This window comes from Ligilactobacillus murinus DSM 20452 = NBRC 14221 (assembly GCF_001591685.1).
Classification (GTDB): Bacteria; Bacillota; Bacilli; order Lactobacillales; family Lactobacillaceae; genus Ligilactobacillus; species Ligilactobacillus murinus.
Genome location: NZ_BCVJ01000008.1, coordinates 1 through 15080 on the forward strand (window position 1 = coordinate 1; position 15080 = coordinate 15080).

18 protein-coding genes and 1 riboswitch are annotated in these 15080 nt (G+C 38.7%); of the genes, 6 read left to right on the forward strand and 12 right to left on the reverse strand.

Annotated elements, in window-relative coordinates:
* Positions 1 to 1860, reverse strand: a 1860-nt coding sequence (locus tag LMU01S_RS02765; protein WP_061773551.1) for a GH25 family lysozyme, incomplete at its 3' end; no start/stop codon positions are given.
* Positions 1861 to 1994: 134 nt separating this feature from the next.
* A riboswitch (PreQ1 riboswitch) is annotated at positions 1995 to 2042 on the forward strand.
* Between the two features lie 6 nt (positions 2043 to 2048).
* Here LMU01S_RS02765 and LMU01S_RS02770 point away from each other — a divergent pair.
* From LMU01S_RS02770 to LMU01S_RS02780, 3 genes are read left to right on the forward strand one after another with little or no spacing between them, the layout of a single operon-like run.
* Positions 2049 to 2537, forward strand: coding sequence for a QueT transporter family protein (locus LMU01S_RS02770; RefSeq protein ID WP_056958535.1), 489 nt, complete (start codon positions 2049 to 2051; stop codon positions 2535 to 2537).
* A 14-nt stretch (positions 2538 to 2551) separates the two neighbouring features.
* Positions 2552 to 2779: a DUF2829 domain-containing protein gene (locus LMU01S_RS02775; protein ID WP_056958533.1), complete on the forward strand. Its 228-nt coding sequence runs from the start codon at positions 2552 to 2554 to the stop codon at positions 2777 to 2779.
* Positions 2779 to 3543, forward strand: coding sequence for a 3-oxoacyl-ACP reductase (locus LMU01S_RS02780; protein ID WP_056958530.1), 765 nt, complete (start codon positions 2779 to 2781; stop codon positions 3541 to 3543). The genes LMU01S_RS02775 and LMU01S_RS02780 overlap by 1 nt, the downstream gene beginning before the upstream one ends.
* Before the next feature lie 129 nt (positions 3544 to 3672).
* On the opposite strand, the gene LMU01S_RS02785 is transcribed toward LMU01S_RS02780, so the two are convergent.
* From LMU01S_RS02785 to LMU01S_RS02815, 7 genes are all read right to left on the reverse strand, one after another.
* On the reverse strand, positions 3673 to 4521 hold the full coding sequence (locus tag LMU01S_RS02785) for a DegV family protein (protein ID WP_056958528.1): 849 nt from the start codon (positions 4519 to 4521) through the stop codon (positions 3673 to 3675).
* Between the two features lie 81 nt (positions 4522 to 4602).
* Entirely contained in the window at positions 4603 to 4914 is a 312-nt protein-coding gene (gene trxA / locus LMU01S_RS02790; RefSeq protein WP_056958526.1) for a thioredoxin, read from the reverse strand.
* A 21-nt stretch (positions 4915 to 4935) separates the two neighbouring features.
* Positions 4936 to 5460: a GNAT family N-acetyltransferase gene (locus LMU01S_RS02795; RefSeq protein ID WP_056958523.1), complete on the reverse strand. Its 525-nt coding sequence runs from the start codon at positions 5458 to 5460 to the stop codon at positions 4936 to 4938.
* An 11-nt stretch (positions 5461 to 5471) separates the two neighbouring features.
* Positions 5472 to 6200 carry a TerC family protein gene (locus tag LMU01S_RS02800; RefSeq protein WP_004050899.1) on the reverse strand — a complete coding sequence of 243 codons (729 nt, stop codon included), beginning with the start codon at positions 6198 to 6200 and terminating at the stop codon, positions 5472 to 5474.
* Between the two features lie 84 nt (positions 6201 to 6284).
* Positions 6285 to 7658 (reverse strand): Na+/H+ antiporter NhaC, encoded by a 1374-nt coding sequence (nhaC, locus tag LMU01S_RS02805; RefSeq protein ID WP_056958521.1) that lies wholly within the window; start codon positions 7656 to 7658, stop codon positions 6285 to 6287.
* Between the two features lie 392 nt (positions 7659 to 8050).
* Entirely contained in the window at positions 8051 to 8893 is an 843-nt protein-coding gene (locus tag LMU01S_RS02810) for a YitT family protein (RefSeq protein WP_174519373.1), read from the reverse strand.
* Positions 8880 to 9296: a helix-turn-helix domain-containing protein gene (locus tag LMU01S_RS02815; RefSeq protein WP_004050903.1), complete on the reverse strand. Its 417-nt coding sequence runs from the start codon at positions 9294 to 9296 to the stop codon at positions 8880 to 8882. The genes LMU01S_RS02810 and LMU01S_RS02815 overlap by 14 nt, the downstream gene beginning before the upstream one ends.
* Before the next feature lie 200 nt (positions 9297 to 9496).
* Here LMU01S_RS02815 and LMU01S_RS02820 point away from each other — a divergent pair, with 200 nt between their 5' ends.
* From LMU01S_RS02820 to LMU01S_RS02830, 3 genes are read left to right on the forward strand one after another with little or no spacing between them, the layout of a single operon-like run.
* The gene (locus LMU01S_RS02820) at positions 9497 to 10195 is read left to right on the forward strand and encodes an amino acid ABC transporter permease (protein ID WP_056958519.1); all 699 of its coding nucleotides are present in this window, start codon (positions 9497 to 9499) and stop codon (positions 10193 to 10195) included.
* A gap of 13 nt (positions 10196 to 10208) precedes the next feature.
* Positions 10209 to 10955, forward strand: coding sequence for an amino acid ABC transporter ATP-binding protein (locus tag LMU01S_RS02825; protein WP_056958517.1), 747 nt, complete (start codon positions 10209 to 10211; stop codon positions 10953 to 10955).
* 15 nt (positions 10956 to 10970) lie between these two features.
* On the forward strand, positions 10971 to 11783 hold the full coding sequence (locus tag LMU01S_RS02830) for a transporter substrate-binding domain-containing protein (protein ID WP_056958515.1): 813 nt from the start codon (positions 10971 to 10973) through the stop codon (positions 11781 to 11783).
* Positions 11784 to 12186: 403 nt separating this feature from the next.
* Here LMU01S_RS02830 and LMU01S_RS02835 read toward each other — a convergent pair whose 3' ends face one another.
* The 4 genes from LMU01S_RS02835 to LMU01S_RS02850 form a co-directional block, all read right to left on the reverse strand.
* Positions 12187 to 12597, reverse strand: coding sequence for a sugar transferase (locus LMU01S_RS02835; RefSeq protein WP_501161639.1), 411 nt, complete (start codon positions 12595 to 12597; stop codon positions 12187 to 12189).
* A 264-nt stretch (positions 12598 to 12861) separates the two neighbouring features.
* On the reverse strand, positions 12862 to 13344 hold the full coding sequence (locus LMU01S_RS02840; protein ID WP_056958512.1) for an NUDIX hydrolase: 483 nt from the start codon (positions 13342 to 13344) through the stop codon (positions 12862 to 12864).
* A gap of 15 nt (positions 13345 to 13359) precedes the next feature.
* Positions 13360 to 14034 carry a hypothetical protein gene (locus tag LMU01S_RS02845; RefSeq protein WP_056958510.1) on the reverse strand — a complete coding sequence of 225 codons (675 nt, stop codon included), beginning with the start codon at positions 14032 to 14034 and terminating at the stop codon, positions 13360 to 13362.
* 163 nt (positions 14035 to 14197) lie between these two features.
* Positions 14198 to 15013 carry a beta-1,6-N-acetylglucosaminyltransferase gene (locus LMU01S_RS02850; protein WP_056958508.1) on the reverse strand — a complete coding sequence of 272 codons (816 nt, stop codon included), beginning with the start codon at positions 15011 to 15013 and terminating at the stop codon, positions 14198 to 14200.
* Positions 15014 to 15080: the final 67 nt, after the last annotated feature.

The window sequence follows — 15080 nt, forward strand, 5'->3', positions numbered from 1 at the left end:
TCGTTCGCCTGTCATCATGGCACCGTTGAACGTATCAAAATAATATGGCACGTTATCGATCCCTTGCCAGCCGTAAAGCATCCAACCATCTTGGTTATAGTAGACTGTCTTATCATCACCATAAGCTTTAAGGTTTTGGAAACCACGTTGCATTGCACCGTTGTTATCAAATAAGTACCAGTGGCCATTGATTCTTTGCTGGCCCGTGACCATTGCACCGTTGAACGTATCAAAATAACGTGTGGCATTATTTACCCATTGCCAACCATATTGCATTCGGCCATTGTCAGCATAGTAGACAGTTTTATTTTGCTCTGGGATCCGTACAAGACCAGTCTTCATGGCACCATCAAAAGTACCAAAATTGTACCAGTAACCATTGATCTTTTGCTGTCCGTATTGCATTTGACCGTTATTGGCGTAATAAACAGTCTTATCTTGACTATATGAAGTTAAATTTTGGAAGCCATACTGCATAGCACCTGTAACTTGATCAAATAAATACCAATATCCACCTATATTTTGCTGACCATATTGCATTTGACCGGCATCATTATAGTAAACTACCTTATTTTGATCAGTTATCGGTTGGATCCCCGTTAGATATTGCCCTGTCTTTTGATCGATCAAATACCAATGTCCGTCTTTAAAAACCTGTTGGGTAACAGTTTTTTCAGCTGTATCTGATTTTGAAAATAAACCATTAAAATCGATTGAAAGATCTAACGCCCCCATATTCTCGCGTCCTGGTATATAAGCAGTTGATGAAAATTGCCATGCGCCATACCCTAAGTTTTTCCATTTTTTTTCGTAGTAACCATTATTAGTTGGTACAAAAGGATATTGTGACCACCAAGTCTTTGCCTTACCAACAGTCTCGCTTGCTGCTTCATGATATGGATAACCACCACCTGTATAAACACCATGATTATTAAAGCCAGCTGCCGTTAAAGCATTCCAAAAACTATTTAAATTGCCACGCACGTCGTTACTATAGGTACTATGGTCTTCCATATCTGCAAAAATCAATGTGTCTTGACCTAAGCCAAGATTTTCCATCGTGTTTGCTATATGCTGTCCTTCAGCATAGCCCGTAGTAGCATTATTAAATCTCGCATAATGGTAGACAGACACAGTTAAGCCAGCATTTTTAGCATAATTTATTTGTTTAGTAGCTGCAGGATTCACATAACTTTGGCCTTCTGTCAATTTAACAACAACAGCTTTGATACCCAGTTGTTTTAATTTATTGAAGTCGTCTTGATTTAACCAGGATTGATATGATGCTACATCAATGGCATTTCCATGAGTATATTGGCTATCTCCTATGTATATAGCGTCTGGTGTTTGCATCTTAGTTGCAACTTTATTGACCTGAAGTTGCTGAGCTTGTACATTTTTACCCGCATTTTCGTTTACTTTCTTTTCATCAGTTGTCAATTGCAACTCTTGGGTAGCATTTGCATCTTCTATTGCATCATCCACCAAACTTGTATCTTTAGTCTGTACTTGCTCAGTAGTACTGGAATTATCTTCTTGAGCTGTAGCATTCAAATCAACTTTTGCTTGATCATTTGTGTTAAAATTTTCATTTTGCGCATCTTCTCGTTCAGATATATTCTGATCTAGTTGTACAGTTGTCTGATCATTTTGTTCATTTGATGCGTTACTATTATCCTTACCTGTAGCTACTTGCTGTGTATTTTGTGCTTCTACGCTTACTTGATCGGCTTTAACATTTTGCGTTGCATACATCCCTGTTGAGATCGCCATCATCGTCATACCGGAAGCTAGCCAAAGTTTGCGCTTATTCATTTTGCGATAACTGGATAATACTCTTTTTTTCCGTCTATACTCCATTTCTGTCACCCTTTCAGAAAATCAAAATCCTTTAATAAAAATAAACACTTTTAAACAATTCTTTATTATATCAGTAAGATATGAAATTTTATATATCAAAGTTTGCATTTTTTATAATTTCTACCTATACTAATACATTGGTGGTTCGCAACCATCCCACCGTAATAAAAAACTAGGAGAGACATTTTATGACCAAAACACATACTCGGACCGTCCAGCTGGCTAAGGCTGGGATGGTCGCAGCTTTATATGTTGCCTTTACTTTGATCAACCCCTTGAGCTTTGGTGCTGTTCAACTGCGCTTTTCAGAATTGTTCAATAATTTGAGCGTTTTTAACAAGCGTTATATCTGGGCGGTAACTTTAGGCTGTGCGCTCGCCAATCTTCAATCACCCCTAGGGATCATTGATGTGATCTTTGGTACTTTGGGGACCTTGGTAATGACTAGCCTTAGCTACTGGGCAACACGCAATATCAGATCAGTGCCCCTTAAGTTGACTATCTGTGTCATTATATGCTCACTGATGTCTTGGAGCGTTGCTTTAGAATTACACTATGTAAGTGACTTACCATTTTGGGCAACTTATCTTTCTGTCGGGATCGGCGAATTTATTTCGATGACTCTTGGGGCAGTTTTAGTCTATTTCTTAAGCCAAACAATTGATCTAACAAAATAACGAGGTATTTTTAAATGACATTTGAAGAAATTTTACCGGCTTTAAAAGCAGGCCAAAAAGCCGTCCGGACCGTTGGTTGGGGCGGCAGTGAAGAATATATCTTTGTGGTTAAAGATGATACTTTAAACGGTGAAAAGATCAACCCTTATCTCATGATCAAAACTAAAGAAGAACCATCACTTTCACAATTCATGCCGACTTCATGCGATGTTTTAGCAACTGACTGGGAATTGGTAGACTAATGACAAATTATCCTCAATTAGCTGGACAAGTCGTCGTTGGAACTGGCGTAGCTTCTGGGATCGGCTTAGCTCAAGCACGAGCTTTTTTAGCACAAGGGATGACCTTTTTTGGGACCGATCTAGTTGAAAATACTGAGCTTATTGCCCTTAAGCAAGCTTATCCGACTAACTTTTATTTCTATCCCTGTGATGTGCGTAAAAGTTCTGATATCAAACAGTTAGCTACCTTTATCCTAGCACATACCACTCAAGTAGATATCTTACTCAATACGGCTGGGATCTTGGATGCTTATACGCCTAGCTTGGAAACAACCGAAGCACTTTGGGATAACATCTTTGACACGAATCTAAAGAGCATCTTTTTGTTGACCAATGCGCTCTTACCGACGATGTTAGCTCAAAAACATGGTGTGATCGTCAATATGGCTTCGATCGCAGGTTTGATCGCAGGTGGAGGCGGAGCAGCTTACACCGCCAGCAAGCATGCGATCATCGGCTATACCAAACAATTAGCTTTTGACTACGCCGCCAAAGGTATTCGGGTCAACTGTATTGCTCCTGGAGCGATCAAGACCCCAATGAATCAAGCCGATTTTGCTGGTGATGCCATGATGGCAAAAGAAGTCGCCCAAAACACTCCCGCTAAACGTTGGGCTGATCCCAGTGAAGTGGCTGAACTGAGCCTCTTTTTAGCCAGTCCAGTCGCCGATTATATCCACGGCTCAGTCATGCAGATCGATGGTGGCTGGAGCATTGGTAAATAACTTTTAAGTCCCTCAGTGTCAGGGACTTTTTTCTTAGCAAAATATTCCTCTAAGCTAAACTACAAGGCAAATAAGGGCCCACCACGATATGCTCTATCGTGATGAGCCCTTATTATATACCTTGTTTCATTAAGCATAGATCCAACTGACTAAAAGGCTCTTTTCACCCACATGCGCTCTGATCGATGGTTTGAGCCGGGTGATCTCAAGTTTTGTTTCTGGAAGATCTGTTTGAAATTTTTGCAACCACTTATTGGCTGTCTCAGCTGAAGCTTCATCACACATCAACATGAGATCAGTCACTTCTTGGCCACTACTATTGATCTGTTCGAGCACCTTATAATAGGCCTTTTTCATCCGAACACTCGTATCCAAGACTGCTAATTTGCCATCATCTGTAAATTCCAGTAGCGTCTTTAAGTGTAATAGAGCATTGCCAACGACTGGCGTTCCATTTGAGACATAACCTGTTTTACGTAAATTACGAATATCATCGATCACAATGGTCTGCGTCTTATCACGCATCACACTTAACTTAGCTAAGATCTGGGCAACATCTTCACCTGACTTGACTAGTTTAGCAGCCTGACGCACTAATTTTGCCTGAGCCAGCCCTGTTGTATGTGAATCAAACAAGTGTACATTCAAAGCCCGTGCTTCGGCTTTAGCATAAGTGCGCAAATTTTCATCTAAAGCATTGATCCCGTTGGCTAAATAGATGCAGATCACGTCAGTATAACCAGCATCAGCTAAGGTCTGCATCTGTTGGGCAAGCGTTTTGCGCGAGACTGAAGCAATATTTAGGGTTTCTTTAGAGTCATTCACTAGGTCAAAAAGTTCACCATCACGGAGATCTTGACCTTCATAATACACCTTTTGTCCCAAAAGTAACGGTAGAGCTAATATTTTTATATCTAAATTCGCGGCAGCATCAGCATCGATCACAGCTGAGCTATCCGTTAAAATCGCTATTTTCATTTTATTAAGACACCTATTGTAAAAAGTAATTACTATTATTCTATCACAAAAGAGACTACAAGTTTTTGTAGCCTCTTTTGTCTAACTATATTGTTCGAGCTTACTGGTCAAATATTGACGCATATCCGCCAAATGCTTATAACCAGTCAATTTTTCTTTTGCAACTCCATCGACGAATAATAGCATCGTTGGAATACTCATCACATTATTGGCCACAGCCAGATTTTGGTCTTGTTGGACATCGACTTTGACAAATTTGATCTGTTCACCAAATTCCTGCTCCAAGGTCTTTAATACCGGCTCAAGTAACTTACAAGGGCCACACCAGTCGGCATAAAAATCAACTAAGACCAAACCTTGGGCCGTTTTTTGTGCAAATGTTTCCGAGTTCAAATCATCACCTCAAATACCTAATTATAACTCGATCCCTCGAAGAACGACTTGGATATCATGGCCTAGTTTAGGGTCATATACCCAAGTCACCATTCCTTGTTCAAACCCTAAGGCATTCAAAAAACCTTGTGCATTTACATCTGATAAGGCTGATGAAGTCAGTAACTCTTTGTAACCTTCACGCTTCAATGCAGCTTTAAGCGCCGTCAAAACTCTAGTGGCATAATGCTGCCGTAGCTTTGTCTTTTCGGTCATCACTAGCCCCAACCAAGCACAATTAGCTTTGGGATGATCTAAAACTAGATCTACTAGTACCACTAACTCATCTTTAACATAAAAGCCCAGATAAAACTTTTGCTCGGGTAAAGCTTTTGGGGGCAATGCTTCTAACTCAGCTAAAACATCTTCTTTAGTCACTTGATCTGTTTGATAATGCTGATGGTATTCTAAATGTTTAGCTTGTAAAGCCAAGATCGCACCAACATCAGCTGAGGTCAAGCGTTTGACTGTATACGGCAATAAAAAATCTAACCGCTGTAATAACATGTAACTTCCTCTTAATTTCTGACTTTATGGACGATCAAAGTCACCACGACCGAGGCCAAGACTACGATCCCAAAGGCCGCAGCCGGGATCTCGATATCGATCATTGGGATCGTTAAGAATAATTTGATCGCGATCAGACCGATCAAAAAGTACGCCATTACTTCAAGTTCAGGTACGATATCGATCAGACGCATGATAACTTCCGCGATCCCCCGCATACATAAGATCCCGATCAAGCCACCGATCAAGACGATAACTGGATTAGGTGAGATCGCTAACGAAGCTAAGATCGAGTCGATCGAAAAGACGATATCCATCAATTCGATCGAGATCACAACCGACCAAAACAAGGGTAAGATCGGTTTTTTATTTTTACCTTTTTTCCGCTTGGCACGCTCTGGATACTTCATCCGATAAAAGTGGTTGAGCGATAGATACATCAGATAACCTGCCCCCAGCACTTTGATCTCCCAGAAGTGGATCAGATAAGATCCGACCCCGATCAAGGCGAAACGGAAGATATAAGCGCCCCAAAGACCATAGAAAAGTGATTTTTCTTGTTGTTTTTTATCAGGTAGTTTTTGGGTCTGGGCCGCTAACACGATCGCATTATCGACGGACAATAGACATTCGATCAAAACTAAGGAGAAAATGATCATCCAGTCTTCACCAGATTCGATCACTGTCTTCCAGTTGTTTACATCAAAAAAAGGACCATATAATTTAGTTAAGATATCCACTTTTTCTCTTCGCTTTCTCTATTAATTTGTTCTTCGTCTTTTATCCTAGCACATTGCGAAAAATTTTGTAAAATCAATTAACTTCTATGCTGACTTTTTTTGCCATTTCAAGCCAATACCAGTGATCCCACTTAAGATCGAAAATACTGGACATAACAAACTAAAGAAGGTAAATGGTAAGAAAGCTAAGACCGAGACACCTAATGTCGAAGCCGCAAACGAACCGGCCACGCCCCAAGGGATCAGGTAGTTGATCACACTTCCGCCATCTTCTAAGACCCGACTCAAGCTCAAAGGATCGAGTTTCAAACGTTCAAATGCACCTTTAAACGCACGTCCTGGCAAGATCACAGAGAGGTATTGTTCCCCGACAAATAAGTTGATCGCGATCCCAGAACAGATCGTGATCGTCACTAATTTGCCTGGTGTATTTAATTTCTTAGCTAATGGATCCATCGCAGCTGCGACGATCCCAAATTTCATCAAAAGTCCACCTAAAGCCAATGTCATGATGATCAATGAAACTGTCCCCATCATGTTGGAGATCCCGCCCCGCGTCAACAGTGCATTCACATCAGCATTTTTTGTTTGGGCAACAAAGCCAGTCTCCACTAGGCTAGCTAATTGTTTGATCGTAAAATGTGGATCATTGATAAAGATCATCACTGTTGAAACAAAAATATTGATAAACAAAGTCGGGATCGCTGGGATCTTGCACCATGCACAGATAAACATCAAGATGATCGGCAAACTAGCCCACCAATTGATCGTAAAATGTTGCTCTAAAATATTGATCGTTTCGTTGACCCGTGTCATGTCTGGAGCTTTGCTGGCATGTCCGAGTGCTAAAAAGCCAATTAAAGAGATCAAAAAGGCTGGGATCGTTGTCCACATCATATTTTTAATGTGGGCAAAAAGTTCAGACCCTGCCACCGCTGAAGCCAAGTTGGTCGAATCAGACAAAGGCGACATCTTATCGCCAAAGATCGCACCTGATAAGATCGCACCCGCTACTAAAGCTGGATCTAAGCCCATCGTCATGCCCATTCCTAAAATCGCGATCCCGACCGTTGAGATCGTAGTAAAACCACTCCCGATCGATAATCCGACCAACGAACAAACGATAAAGGCCGAGGGCACAAAAAATTTAACACTCAAGCTATTAAAGCCAAAGACCATCAATGCTGGAATGATACCGGCCTTGATCCAAACCGCGATCAAAGTCCCGATCAACAAGAAGATAAAGATCGGAATGATCGCCGTCGTGATACCTTCCGTGATCCCATCATGAACTTTCTCCCAAGTTGCTTTTTTGATCTTAGCCCATGCAATTAATAAAGCGACCACAAATAAAACGGGTACTTGTGGCGAGAGACCAAATCCGATGACTCCAGTCCCTAAAATAGCTAACATCAAAACTAGAATAATAACTGCTTCTCCAAAATTTATCTTTTTCATCTTAATTCTTCCCCCGGATCTAAAATTATCTACGTTGTCTCAAATTCCTCTCGTTATGTAGATAGCGCAAAAGTCCACCGCATTTGTGCATAAATTTCCCTCCTAAATTCTTGACTGGCCACAAAAAAAGTCGCCCCTTTAACTAAAAAAGGGACGACTTAAATAAACCGTGGTACCACCCAGCTTAAGTGAGTAATAAAACTCACTTCACTTTCACCGGTGTGATAACGGTCCGGTCTGCCGTTCAGAATCACGTCGTCTATATTTGGTACCTACCACCCTGACTGGCTCGCATCGACCGCCAGCTTTCTGACTCCCAGATGATAGGACTACTTCTACGACTTCTGTTGCTATTCATAATACAAACATATTAGAGCAATGTCAACTAATTTTTATAATAATTTAATTAAGTTGTTGCCATAGGCGCTTCTGACCTCGTCTAAGACCACAAAGGCATTAGAATCGATCTGCGCGATCTTATCCATGACTTTGACTTGCAATTTAGCTTGGCAAACACAATAGATGATCTTTTTTGGTTGCCCACTGACATAGCCATGACCATCCAATAACGTGATCCCTGTTTGGTTAAGCGTTGACAACGCCTGCGCGATCATTTCGCTTTTGTCTGAAATGATCGTAAAAGCCCGTTTTGCAATAAATGCTTCTAACATTTTATTTAAAACTACTGCTGAAATGTATAATTCAATGATCGTCAGGAGCATATTTTCAAAACCGATCAAGACAAATGAGGGGACGGCTACCATCAGATCAAAGCCTAGCATTGCTGAACCTGTCTTGATCCCAAAGTATTTATTCATGATCTTAGCCAAGATCGTACTGCCCGCCGTGGTCCCTTCACCTTTCATGATAATGCCCATTGCGATCCCCATCAAAACACCACCAATGATCGCAGCTACGAGTGGATCATTAAGTTTGAACTGGATCTGACTGGTGAGTTTGAGCCAAAAAGAGATACTAGCGATCGCCACGATCGTGTATAGCACCGTCTGTTTACTCAACATCTTCCAGCCCACAAATAATAAGATCCCATTTAAGATCAGGTTCGTCAGTGCTGGAGGAAAACCGATCCAGTAATAAAAGATCGTCATCAAGCCCGTCACACCACCTTCACCTAACTTGCTCGGGATCAAAAAAGAATTGATCGCTAACGCATAGATGAGCGCACCAATAAAATTTAAAGCAATATTTTTTATAATAGTTCTATTTATCTTCAATGTGGTCCCACCCTAGATCTAAGCTGATCTCTTCAGTCGTTTGCTTTGTCGCAGTTGGCTGATTCAAATAACCTTTGATCAAGGCATAGATCTCACCACGTGTCTTAGCTGTCAGCTTTTGTTGTTGAAATGATAATTGCGCATTGGAAGCAAATAACTCATTAAGATCATAATTGTCAAAAGAACGCCCACTTAAATAATCTAGTGATACCTGAAAATATTGTGCTAACTGCAAAACTTCTAGATAGGATGGTGTGGTCGTGCCTCGCTCCCATTTTCCGATCTGTGAGATCGTTTTGTTGCGTTTGCTATATGAGACCTCCATTTGGTTTAACGCTTGGGCTAATTCGCTTAACGATAGCCCTGCCCCTAGTCTTAAGGCCCGTAGTCTTTCTGGAAACATCTGATCACCCACTTTTGTTTAGTTACCTTAATTTTAACATTAATTTGAGCTTATCGGGGTGGATCTATAGCTATCTTTTTATCAAAAATAACTTATTTTAGGTAATTAAGCTTTTACTATTGCTTATTTAGTTTAAACCACGTACAATTAAGTGGTCTTAACTTACTAAAAGTACATTAATTTTAAAGGTGGTGGATAAAATGTGGCACACAGTTTGGTCATCATTGCCAGAACTGATCAGTGCGGGGATCAAATATACGATCCCGCTTGCGGTCATCTCGTTTGCCCTAGGGCTCGTGTTGGCTTTGATCACGGCTTTGATCCGTATTTCACAGACTAAAGGTCCATTTTTGATTATCAAAGCAATTTTTAGATTCTATGTGTGGCTTTTCCGGAGCACTCCTTTGATCGTTCAATTATTTATCGTCTATTTCGGACTTCCATATTTGACGATCAAGGGCGTCTTTCCTGACGGGATCAAGCTCGAACCATTTACAGCAGGTATCATCGTCTTTACGTTAAATACTGGCGCTTATGCTTCCGAAACGATCCGAGCAGCCATCGAATCCATTCCTAAGGGGCAATGGGAGGCCGCTCAAGCGATCGGAATGACACGCCTCCAGACACTCTTTAGGATCATCATTCCGCAAGCAGCGCGCGTCTCGTTACCGCCGCTGTCAAATAGTTTTATCGGCTTAGTCAAAGATACTTCACTTGCTTCGACGATCACGATCGTTGAAATGTTTGAAGTCAGTCAACAGATCGCAGCTGAAAATTATCAACCTTTAGTAATGTACTGTACGGTGGCCGCTCTATACGCGATTTTATGTACAATATTATCATTTGTTCAAAGTTGGCTTGAAAAGGTGACGACCCGTTACCTCAAGCCCCAAGTATAGGGAGGCATAATTTATGTTGAGACTTAAAGATGTAACTAAAACTTTTGGCACACAAACGGTGCTCAAAAATATCACAACTGAATTTAACGACCACGAAACGACGGTCTTGGTGGGGCCCTCTGGCTCAGGTAAATCGACACTATTACGTTCATTGAACTTACTTGAACGACCTGAAAGCGGAACCTATGATTGTGATGGGATCGAGCTTGATTTTGCCAAAAAGATCACTAAAAAAGAGATCTTAGCCGTTCGCCAAAAAACGGAAATGGTCTTTCAAGACTATAACCTCTTTCCACATTTGACGGTCTTAAAAAACGTCATGGAAGGACCAGTCCACGTCTTAAAAGAAGATAAACAGACTGCTAAAAAACGCGCTTTAGAACTATTGGATAAAGTCGGGCTCAAACAAAAAGCTACGGCCTATCCTAACCAACTATCCGGTGGTCAAGCCCAACGCGTTGCGATCGCACGTTCACTAGCGATGCGTCCGCGTTATATTCTCTTAGATGAGCCAACTAGTGCGCTTGACCCTGAATTAGAGCTCGAAGTTTTAAAAGTGCTCTTAGAATTAGCATCCGAAAAACAATCACTGATCATCGTGACCCATAACCTAGAATTTGCGCGCCACGTTGCCGATAAGGTCCTCTTTATCGAAGACGGGCAGATCAATTTCTCAGGGTCAAAAGATGACTTTTTCAATTCAAAAGATCCACGGATCAAGGAATTCATCAGTGCTATGACATTAGATAACTTGAATTAATGAAAGGACTTTATCATGAAAAAAACATTTAAAAATATCTTAGCTGTCGCAGGTGTCCTAGGTTTGACTTTTGCCTTGAACGCCATAAAGCCCCAACATGTTTCAGCGGCTGAAAAGCTTCCGGCACAAACAACTAAAGAATTAAAGGAAAAAGGGACTTTGACCATTGGATTAGAAGGAACTTTTGCTCCCTATTCTTACCGTAAGGACGGAAAATTGACCGGCTTTGAAGTAGAATTAGGTAAACAACTCGCCAAGGAAATGGGACTTAAAGCTAAATTTGTTCCTACTAAGTGGGATGGCTTGATCGCAGGTCTTGACACGGGTAAATATGATGTTGTTTTAAACAACGTAACGATCACCAAAGAACGGAAAGAAAAATACCTTTTTTCTAAGCCTTATATCTACTCACACTTTGCTTTGATCACCAAAAAAGGAACTGATCTGACTAAGTTAAAACAGATCAAGGGGCAAAAGATCGCAGCTGGGACTGGGACTGACAATGCGCTCATCGCTAAAAAATATAAAGCAACAGTCGTTCCATCTTCTGACTTTACAACTTCGCTTGACCTGATCAAACAAGATCGTGCAAAAGGTGCGATCAACTCAATGTCTGCTTGGTATGCCTACAAAAAAGACCACTCAACTAAGGGTCTTAAAGCAACTGATGTTTCCAAAGAAGAAGATCCAGCCAAGATCGGCGCTTTGATGTCTAAAAAAGATAAAGCATTACAAAAGAGCGTTGATAAGGCCTTAGATAAGCTCCGCAAAGATGGTAAATTAAAAGAGATCTCTAAAAAATATGTCGGTGGCGATATTACAAAATAACTAATTTAGTAAAAGCCCTTGTCCGCGCTATGGACAAGGGCTTTTTCGTGATTAGAAACGGCTCATTAAAAAAATTGGACCGCTCATATTTTTCAAAAGGTAGTTCACAATAATTAGAAAGAAAACGTTCTGAGGTACCGCTGTCATAGCACAAACAAAAAATCCCCAGCCATCGGAACCAGCGACAAACACGGGGAAATAGAGGATATATATTATATAAACTAACTATGCAACCTGTTAAGTTAATTTATTTATATTTAAATGATACTATGCTAATAATGAAAACGCAATATCAAAAATTCCCCTTAAAATATTTTTAACCATTATCGCGAAGTTTTTTGTTGAAGATAGCAATTTTTTTGGAAGAATACAAAAAAGCCCCCAAAACTGGGAGCTGATCATATTAGTATGCACCATTAGGATGTATAATCACTAAAAAGGTTAGAAAAATTATCTTAGCATCTAAAAACAAACTTCTATTTTGAATATACTTTAAATCCAATTCGACCATTTCTGCAAATCCAACATTATTACGCTCAGTTGCTTGCCACAAACCAGTACATCCTGGAACTACCCATAGTCGTTGCTTGTCGTATTCACTATACTCTTCGACCTCACTTGGCAACGGTGGACGAGGACCAACCAAACTCATATCACCACGTAAAACGTTCAATAACTGTGGTAATTCATCTAAACTTGTTTTTCGTAAAAAACGCCCAACTGAAGTAACTCTAGGATCATTTTTCATTTTAAACATCGGACCAGTAACTTCATTTTTTTCTTTTAACTTTTCAAGTAATGTATCTGCATTCACGTACATCGATCTAAATTTATATACCTTAAAACGTTTACCATTCTGGTCCACGATCACAAGCGTATATAAATAACGAAATGATCAAACTTGGAATAACAACTACGATTAGGCCAATCAAGCTAAGAATAATATCAAAAATACGTTTAAAAACATATATGTATACTGATGCTCTATAGCCTCTTTATTGAGCACCAAATTTTTTTCTGTAGTAATGTGCCTTGTCATCGTCACCTATCCTCTTTCATTTACAAAATCAAGAATTTCTTATATATCCTTATCTAGTAACAATTCCAAACATATTGATCTTGAAAAGCTATCAACTAATTCCTTATTTCTAATCAAATTACAAAGTTTATCTATACTGAAAAGACGATAATCTAAGATTTTTTCTGAATCTTGTAATTCTATTTTGCTCAATTCATATTCAGGTACTTTAGCTAACATCATCCGCACATTAGATAGAATTAATCCAGAATCAATTTTTATTTCTCCCAAATCATGGATGTCGCTAGTAACTATATTCATTTCCTCTCTAAGTTCTCTTATGGCTCCATGTTCAAAAGATTCATCATTTTCAATAAACCCTCTTGGAAATTCCCAATACTCTTTTTGGTCCATTCTTTTTACCCTTATCAAAATAAACTTCTTTAACACTTGTGGAGCAATCACTACTCCGCCTGTTTTTTGTACAATTTTGAAAAAATTTTCAGTCCCACTAATTTCAAAATAATTATTTTCCCACTTCAAAAAATCGCTACCTCACTACTTTAGTTTAGAATTATAGTCGAAACTTAATATCCAAGTATTATATTTCTCTCCTTCAGCTACTTTCTTTTTTGCATAGTATTCGAAAATTATAATACTAACCAATAAGTATAATATAAACCACTGACAAACATAATTTTTAGTATATTCTATTCTATTCAATATCCCCATCAACGGCGTAGCTGTTAACACTATCATGCCTGTATATACCTTATCATCTGTTGATTTCCATAACCCACTCATCCAATAACGACACCATCTAATGGGGTGCTTGGAAAAACTAGGTACATTCTGTGTATTTATCGTAGCTGTCATTATCGTCTTCATTTGATTTTTTATGTCATCAACACTATCAAATTTAGATTCATTAGCAAAAATCCAGTTCAATGTATAGATACTTCCTAAGTATTGTGTATGCCAACTTCTAAGATCTGCCAAAAAGCACAAAACTATCCATCCAATAATAACTAGTCCACCATTAATAAAAATGAAAGTACTCTCTCCACCGAAAACCTGTTCTACTTTATCTTTATTAGTTAAGATAAAAGCCAGTAATACAACATAAAAAGTTATCCCTTGATCACGTTTTCTTCCCTGCTCTAATAAATGATCGTGACAATGATCATATACACTACGTAAATGTTCTAAAAATAAAATTTTTTCGTCTCTCATATATTTTTCAAGCCAAAACCCGTCTCATACTGGCCTTTACTCCCAAAACTTATTATTTTCTGCAAAAACACCTAAAAATGGGTATTCCAAACATTTAAGTACTTGTATACTTTAAAACCATATTGTAACTATCAAAAGTAAAATCTAGATTTTATTCTATAAATTACAGGTCTTGAAATATTTTTCTCGGTATATTTGCATTATTAACTTTCCTAGCAAAACTGTACTTTGTATTTATTAAATTTGATAATTCTCTTGCATCCTTTTCAGTAAAAACATAAGGTCTTCCTCTATCCCAATCAATATACCTGCAATTTCCATCCTTATTATCAATACTGTCTTCAAAATTACCTAATATAGTTTGAATATATAATTCATCTGCTAAAAAAGAATACATAAATATACTATCATCAAACTCCAGTATATTTGCTATGTATTTCTTTTTTATAGAAAACCAATTGCTACCCTTCTTTATTTTATAATTACTATTCTTTAACCTATCAATTCTCAGTAATTTTTGTAAAAGTACCACAAGACTGAAGATTACACGTTTCAATTTAAAAGGATCTTTCCTCAAATTTAAAAACCTTGTTGGATAATAATACCTTATCCTGTCACTAATTTGATTTTTGCTATTAAAAAAACCAATATACACTTCATTTTTAAAATAACTCTTAAAATAGTTAGCTGTCATAAGCGGAATATCACTTGAAGAAATCAGATGTATATAATCATATTTTTTTTTTGAAACTGCCTTTAACAACTTTTTTTCTATAATAATTTGCGTATCAGCACCCCAATTATTTTTTATTGGTTTTATAAAATGAAGTTTACTTTTATAACTAGTTAGTATAGGTTTTTTGAAACGTTTATCCCAATGGATCCAAAAATCTATTTCCGCATCATCTAAGATTCGTATCGTTTCCTGTAAAACCTCAGCATTATTGCCATGTCCTTCAACTAAAATAGCATGTCTCATATAGATTCTCCCATCTTGCAATCCTTTCTCTAGTCTTTACTAAATAATACTTACAATAGTAATAGTA

Coding starts and splice junctions, on each gene's coding strand:
- LMU01S_RS02785 (WP_056958528.1), bottom strand. CDS start 4,521: ATGAAAATAGCGATTTTAACGGATAGCTCAGCTGTGATCGATGCTGAT.
- nhaC (WP_056958521.1), bottom strand. CDS start 7,658: ATGAAAAAGATAAATTTTGGAGAAGCAGTTATTATTCTAGTTTTGATG.
- LMU01S_RS02815 (WP_004050903.1), bottom strand. CDS start 9,296: ATGTTTCCAGAAAGACTACGGGCCTTAAGACTAGGGGCAGGGCTATCG.
- LMU01S_RS02825 (WP_056958517.1), top strand. CDS start 10,209: ATGTTGAGACTTAAAGATGTAACTAAAACTTTTGGCACACAAACGGTG.
- LMU01S_RS02850 (WP_056958508.1), bottom strand. CDS start 15,013: ATGAGACATGCTATTTTAGTTGAAGGACATGGCAATAATGCTGAGGTT.
- LMU01S_RS02820 (WP_056958519.1), top strand. CDS start 9,497: ATGTGGCACACAGTTTGGTCATCATTGCCAGAACTGATCAGTGCGGGG.
- LMU01S_RS02845 (WP_056958510.1), bottom strand. CDS start 14,034: ATGAGAGACGAAAAAATTTTATTTTTAGAACATTTACGTAGTGTATAT.
- LMU01S_RS02780 (WP_056958530.1), top strand. CDS start 2,779: ATGACAAATTATCCTCAATTAGCTGGACAAGTCGTCGTTGGAACTGGC.
- LMU01S_RS02775 (WP_056958533.1), top strand. CDS start 2,552: ATGACATTTGAAGAAATTTTACCGGCTTTAAAAGCAGGCCAAAAAGCC.
- LMU01S_RS02770 (WP_056958535.1), top strand. CDS start 2,049: ATGACCAAAACACATACTCGGACCGTCCAGCTGGCTAAGGCTGGGATG.
- LMU01S_RS02830 (WP_056958515.1), top strand. CDS start 10,971: ATGAAAAAAACATTTAAAAATATCTTAGCTGTCGCAGGTGTCCTAGGT.
- LMU01S_RS02795 (WP_056958523.1), bottom strand. CDS start 5,460: ATGTTATTACAGCGGTTAGATTTTTTATTGCCGTATACAGTCAAACGC.